The following is a 19,375-nucleotide window of genomic DNA, read 5'->3' on the forward strand; positions in this document are numbered from 1 at the left end:
TTTTTAGAGGAAAGGAAATAAAATGACGAATAAAAATGCTTATGCTCAGTCAGGAGTGGATGTCGAAGCGGGTTATGAAGTAGTTGAACGTATCAAAAAACACGTTGCTCGGACAGAACGATTGGGTGTCATGGGGGCACTAGGTGGTTTTGGTGGTATGTTTGACTTAACCAAATTAGATGTAAAAGAGCCTGTTTTAGTATCAGGAACTGATGGTGTTGGTACTAAGCTTATGCTTGCAATTCAATATGACAAACATGACACAATTGGCCAAGATTGTGTTGCGATGTGTGTCAATGATATTATTGCAGCAGGTGCAGAACCGCTTTATTTTCTTGACTATATTGCGACAGGGAAAAATGAGCCAGCTAAATTGGAACAAGTAGTGGCGGGTGTTGCAGAAGGCTGTGTCCAAGCAGGGTGTGGGTTGATTGGTGGTGAAACTGCTGAAATGCCTGGCATGTACGGCGAAGATGATTATGATTTAGCCGGTTTTGCAGTCGGAATCGCTGAGAAATCACAAATTATTGACGGAAGTAAGGTCAAAGAAGGTGATATCTTACTCGGCTTAGCTTCAAGTGGCATCCACTCTAATGGTTATTCATTGGTTCGCCGTGTTTTTGCGGATCTTGATGGTGACGCTCTGTTGCCAGAGCTCAATGGCAAAGCTCTTAAGGATGTCTTACTAGAACCAACGCGTATTTATGTCCAACAAGTACTACCATTGGTAAAAAATGAACTTGTAAATGGTATCGCTCATATCACTGGTGGTGGATTTGTTGAAAATATCCCTCGTATGTTTTCAGATGATTTAGCGGCAGAGATTGAAGAAGATAAGATTCCGGTCCTTCCTATCTTCACTGCCCTTGAAACATATGGCAAAATCAAACACGAAGAAATGTTTGAAATCTTCAACATGGGGATTGGTTTGGTGTTAACAGTCAGTCCTGAAAAGGTTGACAAGGTTCGAGAATCAGTCAATGAAGAAGTTTATGAAATTGGTCGTATTGTAATCAAAGAAGACAAGAGTGTGATAATCAAATGAAGCGAATAGCAATTTTTGCCTCTGGTAATGGTTCCAATTTTCAAGTTATAGCTGAACAATTCAAGGTACATTTTGTTTTTTCAGATCATAGAGATGCTTTCGTTTTAAAGAGAGCTGAAACATTAGGAGTTCCAGCCTATGCTTTTGAACTGAAGGAGTTTGCTGATAAACAGGCATATGAAAAAGCACTTATTGACTTATTGGACAAACACCAGATTGATCTGGTTGTTTTAGCTGGCTATATGAAGATTGTTGGCCCTACATTGCTTGCTAAGTATGAGGGACGGATTATCAATATTCATCCGGCTTATCTGCCAGAATTTCCAGGAGCCCATGGGATTGAAGATGCCTGGAAAGCTGACGTTCCAGAGAGTGGTGTGACGGTCCACTGGGTCGACAGTGGTGTCGATACAGGTCAAATTATTAAACAAGTCCGTGTACCTAGGTTGGCTGATGATTATTTGGAGCAGTTTGAGGAACGGATTCACGCTGCAGAATATCAGCTTTATCCAACAGTTTTAGAAGAGCTGGGGGTAGAAAGGATAGAGTTATGATAAAGAAAATAATCTCATTCGTTTTGGTATTTGTTTTAGCTGCTCTGCTATTTAATAGCTTTATTTTTGCAAACTTAGAAAATCCAGCACGTTTGATATTGGCCTATGGATTATCCTTGATTTTATCAGGATTTTTAATGACTCAAATCAAATAGTAAATGTGTAGAAAAAGGAGTAAACATGACAAAGCGTGCGTTAATTAGCGTATCTGATAAAAATGGTATCGTTGAATTTGCTAAGGAATTAAACAGTTTTGGTTGGGAGATTATCTCAACTGGAGGTACAAAAGTTACATTGGATCAGGCGGGTATTCCCACTATTGCCATTGATGATGTGACAGGTTTTCCAGAGATGATGGATGGTCGTGTCAAGACTCTTCATCCGAAAATTCACGGTGGTTTGTTGGCGCGTCGGGATTTGGACAGCCATTTGCAAGCTGCTAGCGACCATGAAATTGGCTTGATTGATTTGGTGGTAGTCAACCTTTATCCTTTCAAAGAGACTATTTTACGTCCAGATGTGACCTATGATTTAGCGGTGGAGAATATTGACATCGGTGGTCCCTCTATGCTTCGTTCGGCAGCCAAGAACCACGCCAGTGTGACAGTTGTGGTAGACCCGGCAGATTATCCAACAGTTTTAGGAGAAATAGCAGAGCAGGGGGAAACTAGCTACTCAACGCGTCAGCGATTAGCAGCGAAGGTCTTTCGTCATACCGCGGCTTACGACGCTTTAATAGCTGATTATTTCACTAAGCAAGTAGGTGAAGAGAAACCTGAGAAACTTACTCTTACTTATGACCTTAATCAGCCAATGCGCTATGGAGAAAATCCACAACAAAATGCGGATTTCTACCAAAATGCCCTTCCGACTGCATATTCCATTGCATCTGCTAAGCAGTTAAACGGGAAGGAACTATCCTTCAATAACATTCGTGATGCGGATGCCGCTATTCGTATTATCCGTGATTTCAAGGACCGTCCAACTGTTGTAGCTCTTAAACATATGAATCCATGTGGTATCGGACAAGCAGAAACTATTGAAAAGGCGTGGGATTATGCTTATGAGGCTGATCCAGTATCGATTTTCGGAGGCATCGTCGTGCTGAACAGGGAAGTAGATGCTGCGACGGCTGAAAAGATGCACCCGATTTTCTTAGAAATCATCATCGCACCGAGCTACTCGGCAGAAGCATTAGCAATTTTGACCAATAAAAAGAAAAATCTTCGCATTTTAGAATTGGCTTTTGATGCTCAAGATGCTAGTGAAGTAGAAAAGGAATTCACAGGCGTTGTTGGTGGTCTCTTGGTGCAGAATCAGGACGTGGTGGTGGAAAACCCAGTGGACTGGCAGGTTGTGACTGAGCGTCAACCGTCCGAGCAAGAGTGGGCGGCTATGGAGTTCGCCTGGAAGTCTTCTAAGTATGTCAAATCCAACGGGATCATCATCACCAATGACAAGATGACCTTGGGAGTGGGACCGGGGCAAACCAACCGTGTGGCTTCCGTCCGTATCGCCATCGAGCAGGCCAAGGACCGTTTGGAAGGAGCCGTTTTGGCATCGGATGCCTTCTTCCCCTTTGCTGATAACGTGGAAGAAATCGCTGCCGCAGGCATCAAGGCTATCATTCAGCCGGGGGGTTCTGTCCGTGACCAGGATTCCATTGACATGGCCAATAAGTACGGCTTGACCATGGTCTTTACGGGAGTAAGACATTTTAGACATTGAGAAATTTGGAGAAAGAGGAACACCCCAGCTGGAGAAGTTGGGGTGGTTTTTTAGAATATTTTCAGTCTAGTCCGTTAAGCTGTTCTCATAAATATGAAAGTGAGGATAATAGCGATGTTAAATAAAAATCAGTTTAGTGAATTGGGACTGGAACTAGGAATAGCCACAGAAAACTTACGTTTACAGGTTGCGACTGTAGATTTACTACACTCTTTTAACAAACCAGAAAACAGTGATTTGGTACGGATTCACCTTCATAATATTACAGATGCCCTTCACTCCAACTTACAAGATGTTATAAATCGTATCGATAATGTAGCTAGTAAATTATTTTCTGAAATGGAGCAGTTGGAAAAAGAGGAGGCTAGGCAAGTAGAGACTACTATTCAATAACAGTACATTCTTTTAGATAATTTGCTCACCTCGGTGAGCTTTTTCCATTCCCGAACATTCCCCTGTTTTCTCTATTAAAATCCGTCTGTTTTTGCTATACTGTTTATATAAAATCCGTTTTTGAGGTATAATAAATGAAACTTTTGGTTGTTGGGTCTGGTGGTCGTGAACATGCTATTGCAAAGAAATTGTTAGAGTCTGATCAGGTAGAAAAGGTCTTTGTCGCTCCTGGAAATGATGGAATGCTTTTAGATGGGATTGAATTGGTAAATATCGGTATTTCCGAACATTCTGCTCTCATCAACTTTGCTAAGAAAAATGACATTGCCTGGACTTTTGTTGGTCCAGACGATGCTTTGGCAGCAGGTATCGTTGATGATTTTGAACAGGCTGGGTTAAAGGCATTTGGTCCGAGTCGTCTCGCCGCGGAGCTAGAGTGGTCAAAAGACTTTGCTAAGCAAATCATGGTCAAATACGGCATTCCAACAGCAGCCTTTGGCACATTTTCCAACTTCGAAGAAGCCAAAGCCTACATCGAAGAGCAGGGTGCACCAATCGTGGTCAAGGCGGACGGATTGGCGCTGGGCAAGGGTGTGGTCGTGGCGGAAACCGTCGAGCAGGCGGTCGAAGCGGTACGGGAGATGCTCTTGGACAATAAGTTCGGTGACTCGGGTGCCCGCGTAGTCATCGAGGAGTTCTTGGAGGGTGAGGAGTTCTCGCTCTTTGCCTTGGTCAACGGCGACCAGTTCTATATCCTGCCGACAGCCCAGGACCACAAGCGTGCCTTTGACGGCGACCAAGGTCCTAACACAGGCGGCATGGGGGCTTACGCTCCTGTTCCCCACCTGCCTCAAAGCGTGGTGGATACAGCAGTTGACACCATTGTCAAGCCTATTCTTGCGGGCATGATTGCTGAAGAGCGACCTTATCTTGGCGTGCTCTATGCTGGCTTGATTCTGACAGATCAAGGTCCTAAAGTCATTGAGTTCAACGCTCGGTTTGGCGACCCAGAAACTCAGATTATCCTACCTCGCTTGACCTCTGACTTTGCTCAGAACATTGACGACATCCTCCACAAACGTCCGACCCAGCTGACTTGGCTAGATAGTGGCGTGACACTTGGGGTAGTGGTGGCATCAAATGGCTATCCTTTGGATTACGAAAAAGGTGTGGTCTTGCCAGCAAGGACCGAGGGAGACATCACGACCTACTATGCAGGGGCTCGTTTTGCGGAAAATAGCAGAGCACTGCTATCAAACGGCGGTCGGGTCTATATGTTAGTCACCACAGCAGACACCATCCAAGAAGCCCAGGAAAAAATTTACTCGGAGCTGAAAAATCAAGATACCACAGGCCTCTTTTATCGTACAGATATTGGAAGTAAAGCTGTTAAATAACTTGGTATAAGAAAAGGAAGTGCAAATATGAACATTCCAATTTCCATCATTATGGGTTCTAGTTCTGACTGGAAAACCATGAAAAAAGTAGCCGAAGTGCTGGATAAATTTGGCGTAGCCTATGAAAAGAAAGTGGTATCTGCCCATCGCACGCCCGACCTCATGTTCCGTCATGCCGAGGAAGCGCGTGGCCGTGGCATCAAGGTCATCATCGCAGGAGCGGGCGGTGCGGCTCATTTGCCGGGTATGGTGGCAGCCAAGACAACCCTGCCTGTCATCGGAGTCCCTGTCCAATCTCGTGCCCTAAGTGGTGTGGATTCCCTCTATTCTATCGTGCAGATGCCAGGCGGTGTGCCTGTTGCAACCATGGCTATTGGTGAAGCAGGTGCGACCAATGCAGCTCTGACAGCTCTTCGCATTCTCTCCATTGAAGACCAAACCATTGCAGCTCAGCTGGCAGATTTTGCCAAGGAACAGGAAAAAATTGCGGAGGCTATGTCAGATGAACTCATCTAAAACGATAGGTATTATTGGCGGTGGTCAGCTAGGTCAGATGATGGCCATTTCCGCTATTTATATGGGTCACAAGGTGATCACGCTGGATCCAGCTGCAGACTGCCCAGCCTCCAAGGTCAGCGAGGTTATCGTCGCTCCCTATCACGATGTGGCGGCCCTCAAACAGTTGGCGGAGCGGTGCGATGTCTTGACCTACGAGTTTGAAAATGTCGATGCCGACGGACTGGATGCAGTCATCAAGGACGGACAGCTCCCTCAGGGGACAGATCTCCTCCGTATTTCCCAAAACCGCATTTTTGAGAAGGATTTTTTGGCCAAAAAAGCTGGCGTGCAAGTCGCCCCTTACAAAGTTGTCACATCTAGCCTAGACCTAGAAGGTCTGGACCTCAGCAAAAACTATGTTTTAAAAACAGCCACTGGGGGCTACGACGGACATGGCCAGAAGGTCATTCGAGAAGCAGCGGACTTGGGGGCGGCTAGTCAGTTAGCTAACTCTGCCGAGTGTGTATTGGAAGAGTTTGTGAATTTCGACCTGGAAATCTCCGTCCTTGTGTCTGGGAATGGCTCCGACTACACAGTCTTTCCTGTGCAGGAAAATATCCACCGCAATAATATTCTTTACAAAACTATCGTGCCTGCCCGTATTTCAGATGAACTAGCTGAAAAAGCCAAAACAATGGCCTTGCAAATAGCAGATAAACTTCAATTAGCAGGCACCCTTTGTGTTGAAATGTTTGTGGCAGGGCAGGAAATTCTTGTGAATGAAATTGCCCCTCGACCACACAATTCAGGACACTATTCTATTGAAGCTTGTAATTTTTCACAGTTTGATACCCATATACAGGGTATCCTTGGTCAACCCCTCCCTCCTATTCGCCTGCTCTCTCCAGCCGTTATGATCAACGTCCTCGGACAAGACATGGAAGCAGCACAAGCCTTTTCTCAAGAAAATCCTAACGCATATCTTCATTTTTATGGTAAACTAGAAGCGAAGCACAATCGCAAAATGGGACATGTGACGGTGTTGGGGGAGGATGTTGAGGTAGAGTTGTAGGGGATTTCGAAATTCAAGTAAAACCCAATACATTTAAAGATAGAAAGGAGAGAGGGCAAGTTCGAGTATTTTAACTCGGTCTAAAAGCGTCGGAAAAATGATAAACGGTCGTGTGTGCTAGCACACAGTGGCAGTTTCCTATTTTTCTTTTGTGTTCTTAAAGCCCTCTGCATCATAAACAATGATTGATCGTTATTCGCGCCCAGAGATGGCGGCTATTTGGAGTGAAGAAAACAAGTACAAGGCTTGGTTGGAGGTGGAAATCCTCGCTGATGAGGCTTGGGCTGAGTTGGGTGAGATCCCCAAGGAAGATGTGGCTTTGATTCGTGAGAAGGCGACTTTTGACATCGACCGCATTTTAGAGATTGAAGAGGAAACCCGTCACGATGTGGTGGCTTTCACCCGTGCGGTTTCGGAAAGTCTTGGTGAGGAACGCAAGTGGGTCCATTACGGTCTGACATCGACCGACGTGGTGGACACGGCTTACGGCTACCTTTACAAGCAGGCCAACGACATTATCCGTCGTGACCTTGAAAACTTTACCAATATCATCGCCGACAAGGCTCGTGAGCACAAGTACACCATTATGATGGGTCGGACTCACGGTGTCCATGCGGAGCCAACGACCTTCGGTCTTAAATTGGCGACTTGGTATAGCGAAATGAAACGCAATATGGAGCGTTTTGATGTGGCAGCCAAGGGTGTTGAGGCTGGTAAAATTTCAGGTGCGGTTGGTAACTTTGCCAACATTCCTCCATTTGTGGAAGAGTATGTTTGTGGCAAATTAGGCATTCGTCCGCAGGAAATTTCTACCCAGGTTCTTCCTCGTGACCTCCACGCAGAATATTTCTCAGCTCTAGCCTTGATTGCAACGTCTATCGAGCGTATGGCGACAGAGATCCGTGGGCTACAAAAATCTGAACAACGCGAAGTCGAAGAGTATTTCGCCAAAGGCCAAAAAGGCAGCTCTGCTATGCCCCATAAACGCAACCCTATCGGCTCTGAAAATATGACCGGTCTGGCTCGTGTGGTGCGTGGACACTTGGTGACGGCTTTTGAGAATGTGGCTCTCTGGCACGAACGCGATATTTCCCACTCGTCAGCGGAGCGGATTATCACACCGGATACGACCATTCTAATCAACTATATGCTTAATCGTTTTGGTAATATCGTCAAGAACTTGACGGTTTTCCCTGAAAATATGAAACGCAATATGGAGTCGACTTTTGGCTTGATTTATAGCCAGCGTGTCATGCTCAGCTTGATTGAAAAAGGTATGACCCGTGAGGAAGCCTATGACTTGGTGCAACCAAAAACGGCGCAGTCTTGGGACAATCAAGTGGACTTCAAGCCTCTTCTTGAAGCGGATGAGCGTGTGACAGCTAAACTTAGTCAGGAAGAAATCGATGAACTCTTCAACCCAGACTACTATGCTAAGCGGGTTGATGATATCTTTGAACGACTTGGATTATAAAAAAATCAAAATTCTTTGGATTTTCCAGAGAATTTTTTGTTTACTTGCGAATAAACAAGTGTAGGAAAAATGAAAGGAGAAAGAATATGAAGAAACTTTTTCGTCAAACATTGGGGCGTTGTGAATTAAACCTAGGTTTTTTGAAATTTGGTTATCGTGGTAAAGTCTTCTATTGGTAATAATACCTGAAATACATATATGTTCTAAAATCGTTATGAATCTGATGATTCCGAATAAGAATATATGTATTAGTTTACTAGAATAGAAAGATTGATTTTGTCTTATTAAATAATAAATAAAATAGATAGGAGATAAATATGCATAAATTGTTTGGAAAAATTGCTTCTCGTTTTGAACTTAATTTTGGTTTCTTAAAATTTGGGTACAAAGGCAAGAGATTCTATTGGTAATCAAATAAAATAAAGTGAAAATTTGGAAACAAAAGAAGTTAGACGTGTATCTATTTACGCGTCTAGCTTAGTTTATAAAAACAGAGGAAAAGAAATGAAGGAATTATTAAAACCTGTTTTTCGTTCAATTTTAAGTAAGAGAGAAATAGTATTATTTTTAATTTGTATGATATATCCGTTGATAACTGCTTTAGTCAGTATTTTTCAAGCTGGTATTGCAAGTTACGCTGAAGGAGAACAGATTTCGTTTATCATGTTTTGGCAGATAATTGTGCATACTCAGTGGCAACTCACAATTCCAACATTATTATTAAGTTACAGTGTGATGAGTGTCTTTAGAAATGAAATTTCTTCAAAACGTCTGTTTTTATTTAAAGATATCGAAAAACCACTCATATTTAAAGCGAAGATCTATAACCTGATGAAAATTTTAGGAATTTTTACTATTGGTACATTTATCACATCATTTATTTGTTATTATGTGTTCATGTTGCCTCATAACTATATTTCAGGACATTTCTTCCCAAGTTCCCCCCAATCACTATCACATCATTTATTGATTATTTTAGCCCGAATAGCAGTATATGTTATTGTTATTCTTTTAGTAGCTAATCTTTCTATCCGGTATAATATTGCAGCATCGGTGCTTGGAGGGGTACTATTTATGCTATTTTCAAATGTAGCTCCTCAATTATCGTTAGGTAAATTCTTATTTCCAACAGGGTATGCTGAGTTGGGTGGCTCAACCTTATTTGCTGTATTTGGATTAATTTTTATTAGTGGTGTTTATTGCTGCACTTTCTATTATTTAGGAATGAGGGCATTTGAAAAAATAGAATATTAGGAGATAGTTTGTGAATACACATGCTAAAAATAATAAAATATTTTATTTGATAATAGTTGTTGCTCTTATTATGTTAGCTGGTTTAATAGCAAATATTGGCAATGTTGCATTAATAATGTTGGGAATTCTACAGAATGATAGTGGTCATTTATTTGTTAAGTTAGTAGGAATGAGTACAGGATTTATTTTAATTCCCACTTTTATTTCAAAGAAAATTGGAATCGAGTTTGAAGAGGAATTGGTTCCGTTTAGCAAAAATCAGTCTATATTGATACTCGTTATCATTCTTCTGATGAATTCAATTTTTATTAAATCAGATGAAATTTTTACAGCACTGATTGTTGCAATCTGTGAGGAATACTTATTTCGATATGTCGCATTTCATATTTTATTTAAGGAATATCATACGTTTTTCACTATTATAGTGACATCATTACTTTTTGGGTTATTACTTCATATAAATGGAGATTTTTGGTTAAATGCGATGATTAAAGTACCTGCAGGTTATCTGTTGTCTAGGGTAGGTCTGAAATTTGGTTTACAATATTCTATTGCCATTCATTGGTTACACAATGTAGTGGTTGGGAAAATTATTTAAGGAGAAGAATATTTATGTTGTTTGTTGTTTCCATGTTATATGCTGCTTTAGTATTTATATCCATAACATTTTTGAGCGATATGCCTCTAATTGTTTTAGCTGGTCTTCTATATGTGTTACCACTTATCGTTAGTGTTGTTGTTACGAATAAATTAATAAAACAATCTAAGAATACAGGCATAGCGAAACTGATCATGGTACCACTATTATCACTACTATTTTATATTTCTTTTGGTATTTTTGCTGAACAAAGTGGAGAATGGCAACAATATATTTTACAAAACACAGTACAGACAAGTAATTTTACAGTGGAGGTAAGTAATTCTCTACTTTATCCTTCTCAGTTAATTTTTGCCACAATTCTATATTTTAGTATATTTGGATTAAATTACTATTATCAGATGCATAGAAATACAACACTAGTGGAGGCATAGTATGTTAAAAATAGAGAATTTATCAAAAAGATTTTCAGGAAATGATTTCTACTCTTTAAAAGATGTGAATCTAACGATTAATCAAGGAGATATTGTAGGATTAATCGGGAAAAACGGAGCAGGAAAGTCTACTTTATTGAAGTTAATTGCAAAATCTCTAAGACCAACGGATGGGAGCATTGAGTATTTTGGACATAATATTCATCAGACAAAGCATATTCTGTCAAATTTTGGAATCATGATTGAACCAGTTTTTTATCCAGAAATGACAGTAATGGACAATTTGAAATTTTATCTAGATATTCATGGAAAAAAAGAACAATATTCTAATATTGAGAAAACACTTCGTTTAGTTGATTTATGGGAAGCAAGAAATAGGAAACCAAAAGGGTTTTCATTTGGAATGAAACAAAGGACAGCCTTGGCTATAGCCCTGGTATCGGAGCCAGAATTCTTGTTGCTTGATGAACCATTTGTTGGACTAGATCCATTAGGAGTAAATCAATTAATTTCGATACTAAAACAGTGGTCACAAGAACGAAATATTTCAATGATTATCTCTAGTCACCAATTAGGAGAATTAGAGGCTTTATGCAATCGTTATGTATACATTGAAGGAGGCAGGCTTGAAACGGAAATGCAGATTCAATCTGCTCCAAGTGTTATTATTCAATTGAAAGATGATTTATCAGAAGTCCAATTACCTCTTGAACTGTTTGAAAGTATCCAAGATGGTAAAATTGAGGTTACAATCGATTCGGAGGCGGATTATTTGAATCAATTAATGTATACACTATCCAGTCAAAAAGCCATTAAAAAAATTGAAATAAAAGAAAACCATTTGAAAGATTATTTTGAGATGGGAGACTAAAGATATGATGTTTTTTCCAGAATTACGCTCAACTTTAAGTCGTAAAGAAACCAAGATATTTCTGTCACTTTGTTTAACGCCAGTTTTATATTTGATATCAACATTGTTGAATTCTAGAATGTTCTCTTTTGCGGGCCCTGAAAATATTAAAATCGCATTTTTTGATTTTTATTATGGCCAATTTAATCTACAGTTCAACTCGATCATCCCATCTATTGCATTAGCTTTTGTTTCAATCAGTATGATGCGTCAAGAGGTTCAATCAAAAAGACTGTTATTATATAAGGATATAAATAGATTTAAAATTCTACTGATGAAATTATTAAGTATGCTTACAGTAATTTTGATTTATAGTATAGGGTACTTTATCATTTCGCTCGGTGTGTACTATCTTCAAGTTGCACATCTGCCGTATGGGAGTTTAAATTTTTGGAGTCAAGATTTTAATTATTCTATTCTTTCAGTAATCTCAGTAATTTCGTCATATGTTATTGTTGGGGTTGTGACAAGTGTGTGTGCGCTATATTTCAGGAACGGTATTACATTAATCATTGCGTTAATCCTTAATACATTAATGAGTATCGCAATATTCTTTCCATCATTGGCCCCATTCTTTCCGAGTGGTTATGTCACTGTCTTTGAAAAATCAAATATTACCATAGGCTGTTTAATGTTATTGGGCGTAGGCATTATTTATTGTCTATTCTCTTATGTTGCAGGTGCATTTCGTATGAAAAATTTGGAATTTTAGTACTATGAAAAAAATAGTCAGGCTAATATATCGTCATCTGAAAAAGAATCTATTCATTTTAGGTATTTTATTAAGTATAACAGGTGTAATTTTGGGACTATTTGTACCAAAAGTTATCGGACAGTTCCTAGATCGGCACTTCCTTGTTGATTTATTAGAACATCCTATCAAACTGATTGGTTATCTTTCACTTTTTATCTTAATTAATGTAATAAAAGTTTTTGGAAACTATTTGATTTGTAGGGTTGGAAATTTGGCGATAAAGGAGGTACAAGTAACAATATATTCTGATTTGTTACACTCGGAAGTTTCTGCATTGGATCACTTTCAATCAGGGGACATTGCCAGTCGTCTAACCAATGATATGTCTGCTGTTTTAAATTTTATAACGGTAGTTCTTCCGAATTTATTCATGAATGTTCTTATTCTACTAGGCTCTATTTATTTTCTTTGGACTATTAGTTCCTCTCTCACTCTCATGAGTCTACTGCTGATGCCTCTTATAGCTTTAGTAATGGTGCCAATGAGCCACAAATTAGAGAACAGCTATTCAAATTATCAAAAGGGTTTGGGTGACATTTCTAGCCGTATCAGTCATAAATTTACTCATTTCCGTTTGATGAAGGCTTTTCAAGGAGAAGAATCTGAATTACATAGTATGACAGAAGCTTTTGACCGTTTAGCTCTCAGTTTTGAAAACATAATAAAATATTCAGTTGTGCAACATTCGCTAGTTAGTAGCTTAATGATGGGATTAATTATCTTAATGTTACTTGTTGCAGGAATGGAAGTAACAAACGGAATGATGACAATAGCAACACTAACAACCTTTGTTTTATACATGATGCAACTGATTGAACCTGTGATTGATATGGTTTCATCTTTGAATGAATTGACAGAATTTAAAGCGATTTCTAAGAGACTGGTAGAATTATTAGAACAGAGTAAGGAAGAACAACCATTAACTGAATTGATGATTCAAGATGCTTCAATTCAATTGAAAGATGTTCATTTCTCATACAATGAAGATCAAGTATTGAATGGTCTTTCCGTGGAAATCCCTGCGGGCTCGCATGTGGCTGTTGTTGGTCCAAGTGGTGCTGGGAAATCAACGATTTTTTCTTTGTTGATGAAGTTTTATGAAGATTACCAGGGAGATATTTTGATTGGTGGTCACTCGCTATCGTCAATTTCTGCAAAACAAGTGAGAAGCATGATTTCTTATATTCCACAGGACAATACGCTTTTCCATGGAACGATTAGGGAAAATCTTATATATGGTAAAAATGAAGCTGTATCGGAGGAACGAATTTGCTTTATTTTAAAAGAGTTGGGTCTCAATAAGTTAGTTTCGGAGATGGAACAAGGCTTAGATACACAGATTCTAGAAAATGGTGCAGGTCTGTCAGAGGGTCAGAAACAACGCTTAAATATTGCGAGAGCTTTGTTACTAGAGCACCCTATCTATCTTTTAGACGAAGTAACAGCAAGCTTAGATAATGTGACGGAACACATCATTAGCAAAGCGATTGATCGTCTAACAGTTGGAAAGACACGCTTGACCATTGCTCACCGCCTACATACTGTAAAAGGAGCTGACGCTATTCTTGTCTTGGATAAAAATGGGCAGGTTTCTGATTATGGGAACCATCAACAGCTAATGACTCGTAGCCATTTGTACAATGATTTTCTAAGAAACTTACCAAATGCAAGTTAATAAAGCGGGAGTTGATAGCTCCTGTTCTTATTTTTTTTCAGTTAAGTCTTGACTCAACCCTAGGGGAATAGTGTATGCTTTATGTATTAACAAATATGGAGAATTAAGATGCGAGTAAAAGATGTGGAAAGGTTGACAGGGCTGTCAACTAAGGCAATACGTCTCTATGAGGAGAAGGGATTGATTTCTGTGGAGAGAAATCCGGTCAACGATTATCGTGACTATTCAGTGGAAAATGTGCGGCAACTTCGTTTGATTAAGTTGCTCCGCTATTTCGATTTTTCTTTATCAGAGTTAGAAGAATCTTTTACATGGTCAGAAGAAGGGTTGAAATCGGCTTTGTTGAGAAAAAAGCAAGCCATCATTCAGAAGCAAGAAAGATTGACGAATAAGATTGATTTGCTAGACCAAGTGGTCAAAGACTTGGGGAAGAATGATGGTTGGCTTGAAGAAATACAGAATTCGATTACTCATATGGAAAGCGATGATTTCCAAGAGTTGAAAAAAGACATAGAATATGCCTTGCTACCGAGTATTTGGATGACTCTTTTGCAGACGTTCATATTATCAGGTCCGATTCTTTGGTTGTTTACAAGAATTCAACAAGGCCGCCAAGAAAACCTACTCTTACTATCTATTCTCTCGCTTTTTGCTTCCGCCTGGATAACACTCCTGTGGAGAGATTATCTTGTGAATTGGTGGAAGAATCGGGACAAGGTTTGTAAGAAAAACCGCAGTCAAGTTTGGTGGATTCCCATAGCACTAGTTTCCCTTGTGGTCGGGATTGTCTGCTTTATCTTGGTTAGCTGGTTGATAGAAACTTTTTTTCTACCAAGTGATTGGCTCTTTTATGAGTATTCGATTGGTCTGAGTAAGGTTTTTATATTATTTATCATGACTTTTCTTATATTGCTTTTTGGAAAACTGGCGAGACTGTTGAGGCTGTCATGGAAATATCTACTTGCTCTGATAGGAAGTTGTATCTTGTTGATGGCTCTGCTAATTAGTACAACAACAGCTGTCACTAATAATCGTATCATTGAAATTAATCTGATTGTTCCGTCCAAAGAATTTGTTTACAGCGATGTCAAGTCGGTCTGGACAGGATTTGGGACAAAGTTGTTTACACTAGATGAGACTAAACGACAGGGAACATTTAGCTACTGTATTGATTTAGATGGGGAAGAAAAAGTGTTCATGCAACCGACTGTCAATCAGAAATTAGTGTCAGATGACACCTATATTGAGCTAGAAGAATTTGATCAGCGACTGATGGAATTGGGAATTTCCAAAGAAAGTTCGGCAGAAGGTAGTCAGTACAATGATTTGGATCCACATTATGTAGAGCGATTTTTACGGATTATTGAAAATAAATAGTATTGAGGGATCATTCTGATTCATCTCTCTGCAGTTTGAAAAGCTTATTCCTCATCATTGTGAAGATAGCGAAACTTCAAGGAAGGGGCTGGGAAAATTCGAAATCCAACTAATATTTTTAACTTTTTAAAAATTTCTATTGCATAATAATATGAAAGAGGATCTAGACATTAATTTAGCTAGATTCTTTTTTTTTTAAAGAGTGTAGTTTGATTTATATTTGGAAAAGATTGTAACAATATGTTTAAGGATTAAATACTTTATATAAAATACCTAAGCAAGTTTCAATGTTACAAAAGGTACATCTGGTTTAATTTAGTATACTTTTGACTACGAATAACACGAATAGTATTAATATTTTTTAAATTTTTGATAGTTTGTCTTTTTCTTACGAATAAATAGGTGAGGGGGAATTAAAACTCTTACTTATTTAAAAAATGTAAAACATCTAAAAAAAAATAAAATAGTTTACGAATAAGTAAGTGAGAGGAAGAATTCCCTCAAGGAGATGCGCACTTGAAAACAAATCAAATAGTACTGATTTATGAAAAGACAAGTGTAAGAAAATGAAAGGAGGAAATTTGATGATTAGTTACATGTTTCCGCTTGTATGGCTCAGAACCTTGTTTAAAAACTACTAATACTAATGAAAAATAATATTTTTCATTAATTATGCAATGATATATCAGGGAGGTGAATATGAGTATAGAAACATACAAGAGCATTGATAAAATTGATTATCAAGATTTGGAGAACAAAGATTTAGTTGAGTGTTGCGGCGGGATGATCATTTTTCCATATTTTATAAGACGGAGATCACAGCCAGTCACACCAAGGAAAAATCATTACTTAACTATAATTTTATAACAGAATAAATAGTTATTGAAAGATATTCCGCCCTAGTTTGTCTAGAAATATTGAAGGTGATATTTTTTAGGAGATAATTCAAAGAAGAATTAAAGTTGACTACTAAAAATAAATGGTGGAATTATCGCAATTACAACATCAGTAGTTTGACCTTAAAAAGGTTGCAACATAGATTTCTAAAAATTGAAAATAAAGAATATATATAAGGAGAAAATAATATGACTAAATTTGAAACATTAGATAACTTGAATACAAACTTTGTAACATTATCAGAAAATGAATTGATGGAATTGGAAGGTGGTATTGCTCCCGCAATTATTTACGGTGGAGCAGTTGCAGGAGGATTATTGCTGGGTTGGCTTCTAGGTTAAGTTTTTAGGTATTATTATGAAAAGATACTTACATTTAGTTATATTTTGCATCATTTTTTTTATGGTAGTACTATATGACGCAAATTTAATAAATTATGGCATTGGAATATCATTACCAATAGCTACAGCAATTTTCTTAATGGTAGATGAGTCAGTAAATAATAATCAAAAGAAAGAGGATAATAAATGAATAATATTGAATTAACAAATAATCTTACTACAAACTTTTCAACACTTACAGAAGATGAGTTAATTGGAACAGAAGGCGGGAGTGTATTAGCAATAGCTATTGGACTTGCAGGTTTTGCATATACAATTGGAAAAGATCTGAAGAGAAAGTACGGTTAATTGATTTATGATTCCTTATGAAAAGTAAGAAGTTCTTCTTAATCAGCATCATTTTTGATAATATGGTTATCTTTTTGAATTGAAGTAAGTACTAATAGAGAAAAACATCAGATTGGTGATTGTCTCATATTGATTTGGAAGATGAGTTCAGAACTCAAATTTATCAATAAAATTGGAAGTTTTTAAATGCATGAAATCGTATTACTAAAATATGATTTTATGCTTTTTTTATACAGATTCTTTGGTAAAGTAGTTTTGTTATTTATTTAAATAATAAGTTACTTATACAATGTATTATCTTAACTACCCTGTTTATCGTAAAAATTAATTGTTAATGTAGGAAGTTATTGTCTATTTCTATCTGCTAGTGGCTACTTTGAATTGAAATATTTTAGTAATTTTTTTCTTTTTTACGAATAAATTAATTGAGGAGGCTCTTCTCAAAAATTGTGGTGAAAAAGGGAATAGGTATGAAATTTGGAAAACGTCATTATAGAGCACAAGTAGATACACGAGACTGTGGTGTAGCAGCGCTTGCTATGATCTTGGAATATTATCGTTCTCATCATTCTTTAGCAAGTTTGCGAGAAATGGCAAAGACAACTATGGAAGGCACGACAGCATTTGGTTTAGTAAAGGTTGCTGAAGAGCTAGGGTTTGAGACGCGTGCGATTAAGGCAGATATGTCTTTGTTTTCGATGAGGGAAGCGGTCTATCCTTTCATTGCCCATGTGGTAAAAGATGGCACGTTACTACATTATTATGTTGTCATTGGGGCAGATAAGAAATATATCTATATTGCAGACCCGGATCCATCAGTGAAATTAACAAAGTTATCCCATGAACAATTTGAAAAGGAGTGGACAGGAGTTTCGCTATTCATGGCTCCCAAACCGGAATATCAACCTCATAAAGAGAAGAGTCATGGGTTACTTTCTTTCATTCCATTGTTGACTAAACAAAAGGGATTGATTACAAATATTGTTCTCGCAACGCTCTTGGTTACTTTCATCAACATTGTGGGCTCCTATTATTTACAATCCATTATTGACACTTATGTTCCAAATCAGATGAAAACAACATTAGGTGTCATTTCAGTCGGTTTGGTGGTTGTTTATGCCCTGCAACAATTGTTATCTTATTCCCAAGAGTATTTATTAATCATTCTTGGGCAACGACTCTCTATTGATGTGATTTTGTCTTATATTAGACATGTTTTTCATCTACCAATGTCATTTTTTGCTACTCGGCGAACTGGGGAAATTGTTTCACGATTTACAGATGCCAATTCTATTATTGATGCTTTAGCTAGTACCATTCTATCAATATTTTTGGATGTATCTATTGTTGTGGTTGTTTCGGTAGTGCTGTTTAGTCAGAATGTCTATCTTTTCTTTATTTCCTTGTTGGCATTGCCAATCTATACTCTAATCATTTTTGCGTTTATGAAACCATTTGAAAAGATGAATCAAGAAGTGATGGAAAGTAATGCAATTCTTTCTTCGTCTATCATTGAAGATATCAATGGTATTGAAACCATAAAATCATTGACAAGTGAGAAACAACGTTATCAGAAAATTGATAGAGAATTTGTAGATTATTTACAAAAATCATTTGCATACAACAAGGCCGAAGGGCAGCAAAAAGTGTTAAAGCGCTTGGCCCAACTCGTATTAAATGTAGCTATTCTTTGGTTAGGAGCTTGTCTTGTTATGGATCAGAAAATGACTTTGGGGCAGCTAATCACCTTCAATACCTTATTGGTCTATTTCACGAATCCATTGGAAAATATAATCAATTTACAAACAAAATTACAGACAGCTCAAGTTGCCAATACCCGCTTGAACGAGGTCTATTTGGTTGAATCGGAATTTGCTGAAAAGAAATCCGTGACGGACCTTTCGTTACTTTCGGGGGATATTGAATGCAACAAAGTGCATTATAAATATGGCTATGGTAGGGATGTTTTGACAGATATTAATTTGAAAATTAAACGAGGGGAAAAGGTCTCCTTTGTTGGAGTTTCTGGTTCTGGGAAGACGACGTTGGCTAAAATGATGGTGGATTTTTATGATCCTTACAAGGGTGAGATTCGATTAAATAATGTCAACATTAATCAAATCGATAAGCAAACACTTCGTCAGCATATCAATTATCTTCCACAGCAACCCTATGTTTTTAATGGGACAATTCTCGAAAATCTATTGCTAGGTGCAAAAGAGGGAACAAGTCAAGAAGATATTTTGTGGGCTGTTGAAATGGCATGTATTAGAGAAGATATTGAAAAAATGCCACTGAATTACCAAACGGAATTGACTTCTGATGGAGCCGGAATTTCCGGTGGACAACGGCAGCGAATTGCCTTGGCGCGTGCCCTTCTTACGGATGCCCCTATTATGATTTTGGATGAGGCAACCAGTAGTCTGGATATTTTGACAGAGAAGCGTATTGTGGACAACCTATTGTCATTGGACAAAACACTGATTTTTATTGCTCATCGTTTAACCATTGCAGAGCGTACTGAACATATTGTTGTGCTAGATAAGGGAAGAATTGTAGAACAAGGGAGTCATAAGGAATTGTTAGACAAGCAAGGGTTCTATGAATATTTAGTAAATAGTTAGGA

General features: G+C 38.2%; 20 protein-coding genes. All 20 read left to right on the forward strand.

What is annotated here, in order from left to right:
* Window positions 1-22: 22 nt before the first annotated feature.
* Window positions 23-1,045 carry a phosphoribosylformylglycinamidine cyclo-ligase gene (gene purM, locus L6410_RS00275; protein ID WP_160864439.1) on the forward strand — a complete coding sequence of 341 codons (1,023 nt, stop codon included), beginning with the start codon at window positions 23-25 and terminating at the stop codon, window positions 1,043-1,045.
* Window positions 1,042-1,599, forward strand: a complete 558-nt coding sequence (gene purN, locus L6410_RS00280) for a phosphoribosylglycinamide formyltransferase (RefSeq protein ID WP_024397576.1) — start codon at window positions 1,042-1,044, stop codon at window positions 1,597-1,599. The genes purM and purN overlap by 4 nt, the downstream gene beginning before the upstream one ends.
* A complete protein-coding gene (locus L6410_RS00285) occupies window positions 1,596-1,754 on the forward strand; it encodes a phosphoribosylaminoimidazolecarboxamide formyltransferase (protein ID WP_105127391.1) in 159 nt (52 codons plus the stop codon). The genes purN and L6410_RS00285 overlap by 4 nt, the downstream gene beginning before the upstream one ends.
* Before the next feature lie 25 nt (window positions 1,755-1,779).
* On the forward strand, window positions 1,780-3,327 hold the full coding sequence (purH, locus tag L6410_RS00290; RefSeq protein WP_172025379.1) for a bifunctional phosphoribosylaminoimidazolecarboxamide formyltransferase/IMP cyclohydrolase: 1,548 nt from the start codon (window positions 1,780-1,782) through the stop codon (window positions 3,325-3,327).
* 93 nt (window positions 3,328-3,420) lie between these two features.
* Window positions 3,421-3,720, forward strand: coding sequence for a hypothetical protein (locus L6410_RS00295; RefSeq protein WP_237395547.1), 300 nt, complete (start codon window positions 3,421-3,423; stop codon window positions 3,718-3,720).
* A gap of 134 nt (window positions 3,721-3,854) precedes the next feature.
* Complete coding sequence (purD, locus tag L6410_RS00300) at window positions 3,855-5,117, forward strand: phosphoribosylamine--glycine ligase (protein ID WP_172025377.1); 1,263 nt, start codon at window positions 3,855-3,857, stop codon at window positions 5,115-5,117.
* 27 nt (window positions 5,118-5,144) lie between these two features.
* Window positions 5,145-5,633 (forward strand): 5-(carboxyamino)imidazole ribonucleotide mutase, encoded by a 489-nt coding sequence (gene purE, locus L6410_RS00305; protein WP_172025376.1) that lies wholly within the window; start codon window positions 5,145-5,147, stop codon window positions 5,631-5,633.
* The gene (gene purK, locus L6410_RS00310) at window positions 5,620-6,687 is read left to right on the forward strand and encodes a 5-(carboxyamino)imidazole ribonucleotide synthase (RefSeq protein ID WP_237395548.1); all 1,068 of its coding nucleotides are present in this window, start codon (window positions 5,620-5,622) and stop codon (window positions 6,685-6,687) included. The genes purE and purK overlap by 14 nt, the downstream gene beginning before the upstream one ends.
* Before the next feature lie 181 nt (window positions 6,688-6,868).
* Window positions 6,869-8,161 carry an adenylosuccinate lyase gene (purB, locus tag L6410_RS00315; RefSeq protein WP_237395549.1) on the forward strand — a complete coding sequence of 431 codons (1,293 nt, stop codon included), beginning with the start codon at window positions 6,869-6,871 and terminating at the stop codon, window positions 8,159-8,161.
* Window positions 8,162-8,665: 504 nt separating this feature from the next.
* A complete protein-coding gene (locus L6410_RS00320; protein ID WP_237395550.1) occupies window positions 8,666-9,415 on the forward strand; it encodes an amino acid transporter in 750 nt (249 codons plus the stop codon).
* A 10-nt stretch (window positions 9,416-9,425) separates the two neighbouring features.
* Window positions 9,426-10,013, forward strand: coding sequence for a CPBP family intramembrane glutamic endopeptidase (locus L6410_RS00325; protein WP_237395551.1), 588 nt, complete (start codon window positions 9,426-9,428; stop codon window positions 10,011-10,013).
* A gap of 14 nt (window positions 10,014-10,027) precedes the next feature.
* On the forward strand, window positions 10,028-10,447 hold the full coding sequence (locus L6410_RS00330; protein WP_024397565.1) for an Msa family membrane protein: 420 nt from the start codon (window positions 10,028-10,030) through the stop codon (window positions 10,445-10,447).
* A 1-nt stretch (window position 10,448) separates the two neighbouring features.
* Complete coding sequence (locus tag L6410_RS00335) at window positions 10,449-11,318, forward strand: ABC transporter ATP-binding protein (RefSeq protein WP_024392859.1); 870 nt, start codon at window positions 10,449-10,451, stop codon at window positions 11,316-11,318.
* A gap of 4 nt (window positions 11,319-11,322) precedes the next feature.
* Window positions 11,323-12,069, forward strand: coding sequence for a hypothetical protein (locus L6410_RS00340; protein ID WP_222367817.1), 747 nt, complete (start codon window positions 11,323-11,325; stop codon window positions 12,067-12,069).
* A gap of 4 nt (window positions 12,070-12,073) precedes the next feature.
* Entirely contained in the window at window positions 12,074-13,786 is a 1,713-nt protein-coding gene (locus L6410_RS00345; RefSeq protein ID WP_024392857.1) for an ABC transporter ATP-binding protein, read from the forward strand.
* Window positions 13,787-13,894: 108 nt separating this feature from the next.
* On the forward strand, window positions 13,895-15,163 hold the full coding sequence (locus L6410_RS00350) for a MerR family transcriptional regulator (RefSeq protein WP_237395552.1): 1,269 nt from the start codon (window positions 13,895-13,897) through the stop codon (window positions 15,161-15,163).
* Between the two features lie 1,085 nt (window positions 15,164-16,248).
* The gene (locus L6410_RS00355) at window positions 16,249-16,401 is read left to right on the forward strand and encodes a class IIb bacteriocin, lactobin A/cerein 7B family (RefSeq protein ID WP_079269043.1); all 153 of its coding nucleotides are present in this window, start codon (window positions 16,249-16,251) and stop codon (window positions 16,399-16,401) included.
* Between the two features lie 61 nt (window positions 16,402-16,462).
* Entirely contained in the window at window positions 16,463-16,591 is a 129-nt protein-coding gene (locus L6410_RS11005; protein ID WP_261311026.1) for a hypothetical protein, read from the forward strand.
* Window positions 16,588-16,749 (forward strand): hypothetical protein, encoded by a 162-nt coding sequence (locus L6410_RS00360; RefSeq protein WP_237395554.1) that lies wholly within the window; start codon window positions 16,588-16,590, stop codon window positions 16,747-16,749. The genes L6410_RS11005 and L6410_RS00360 overlap by 4 nt, the downstream gene beginning before the upstream one ends.
* A 470-nt stretch (window positions 16,750-17,219) precedes the next feature.
* A complete protein-coding gene (comA, locus tag L6410_RS00365) occupies window positions 17,220-19,373 on the forward strand; it encodes a peptide cleavage/export ABC transporter ComA (RefSeq protein WP_237395556.1) in 2,154 nt (717 codons plus the stop codon).
* The last annotated feature ends 2 nt before the right edge of the window (window positions 19,374-19,375 follow it).

Source organism: Streptococcus parasuis (assembly GCF_021654455.1).
GTDB lineage: Bacteria > Bacillota > Bacilli > Lactobacillales > Streptococcaceae > Streptococcus > Streptococcus parasuis.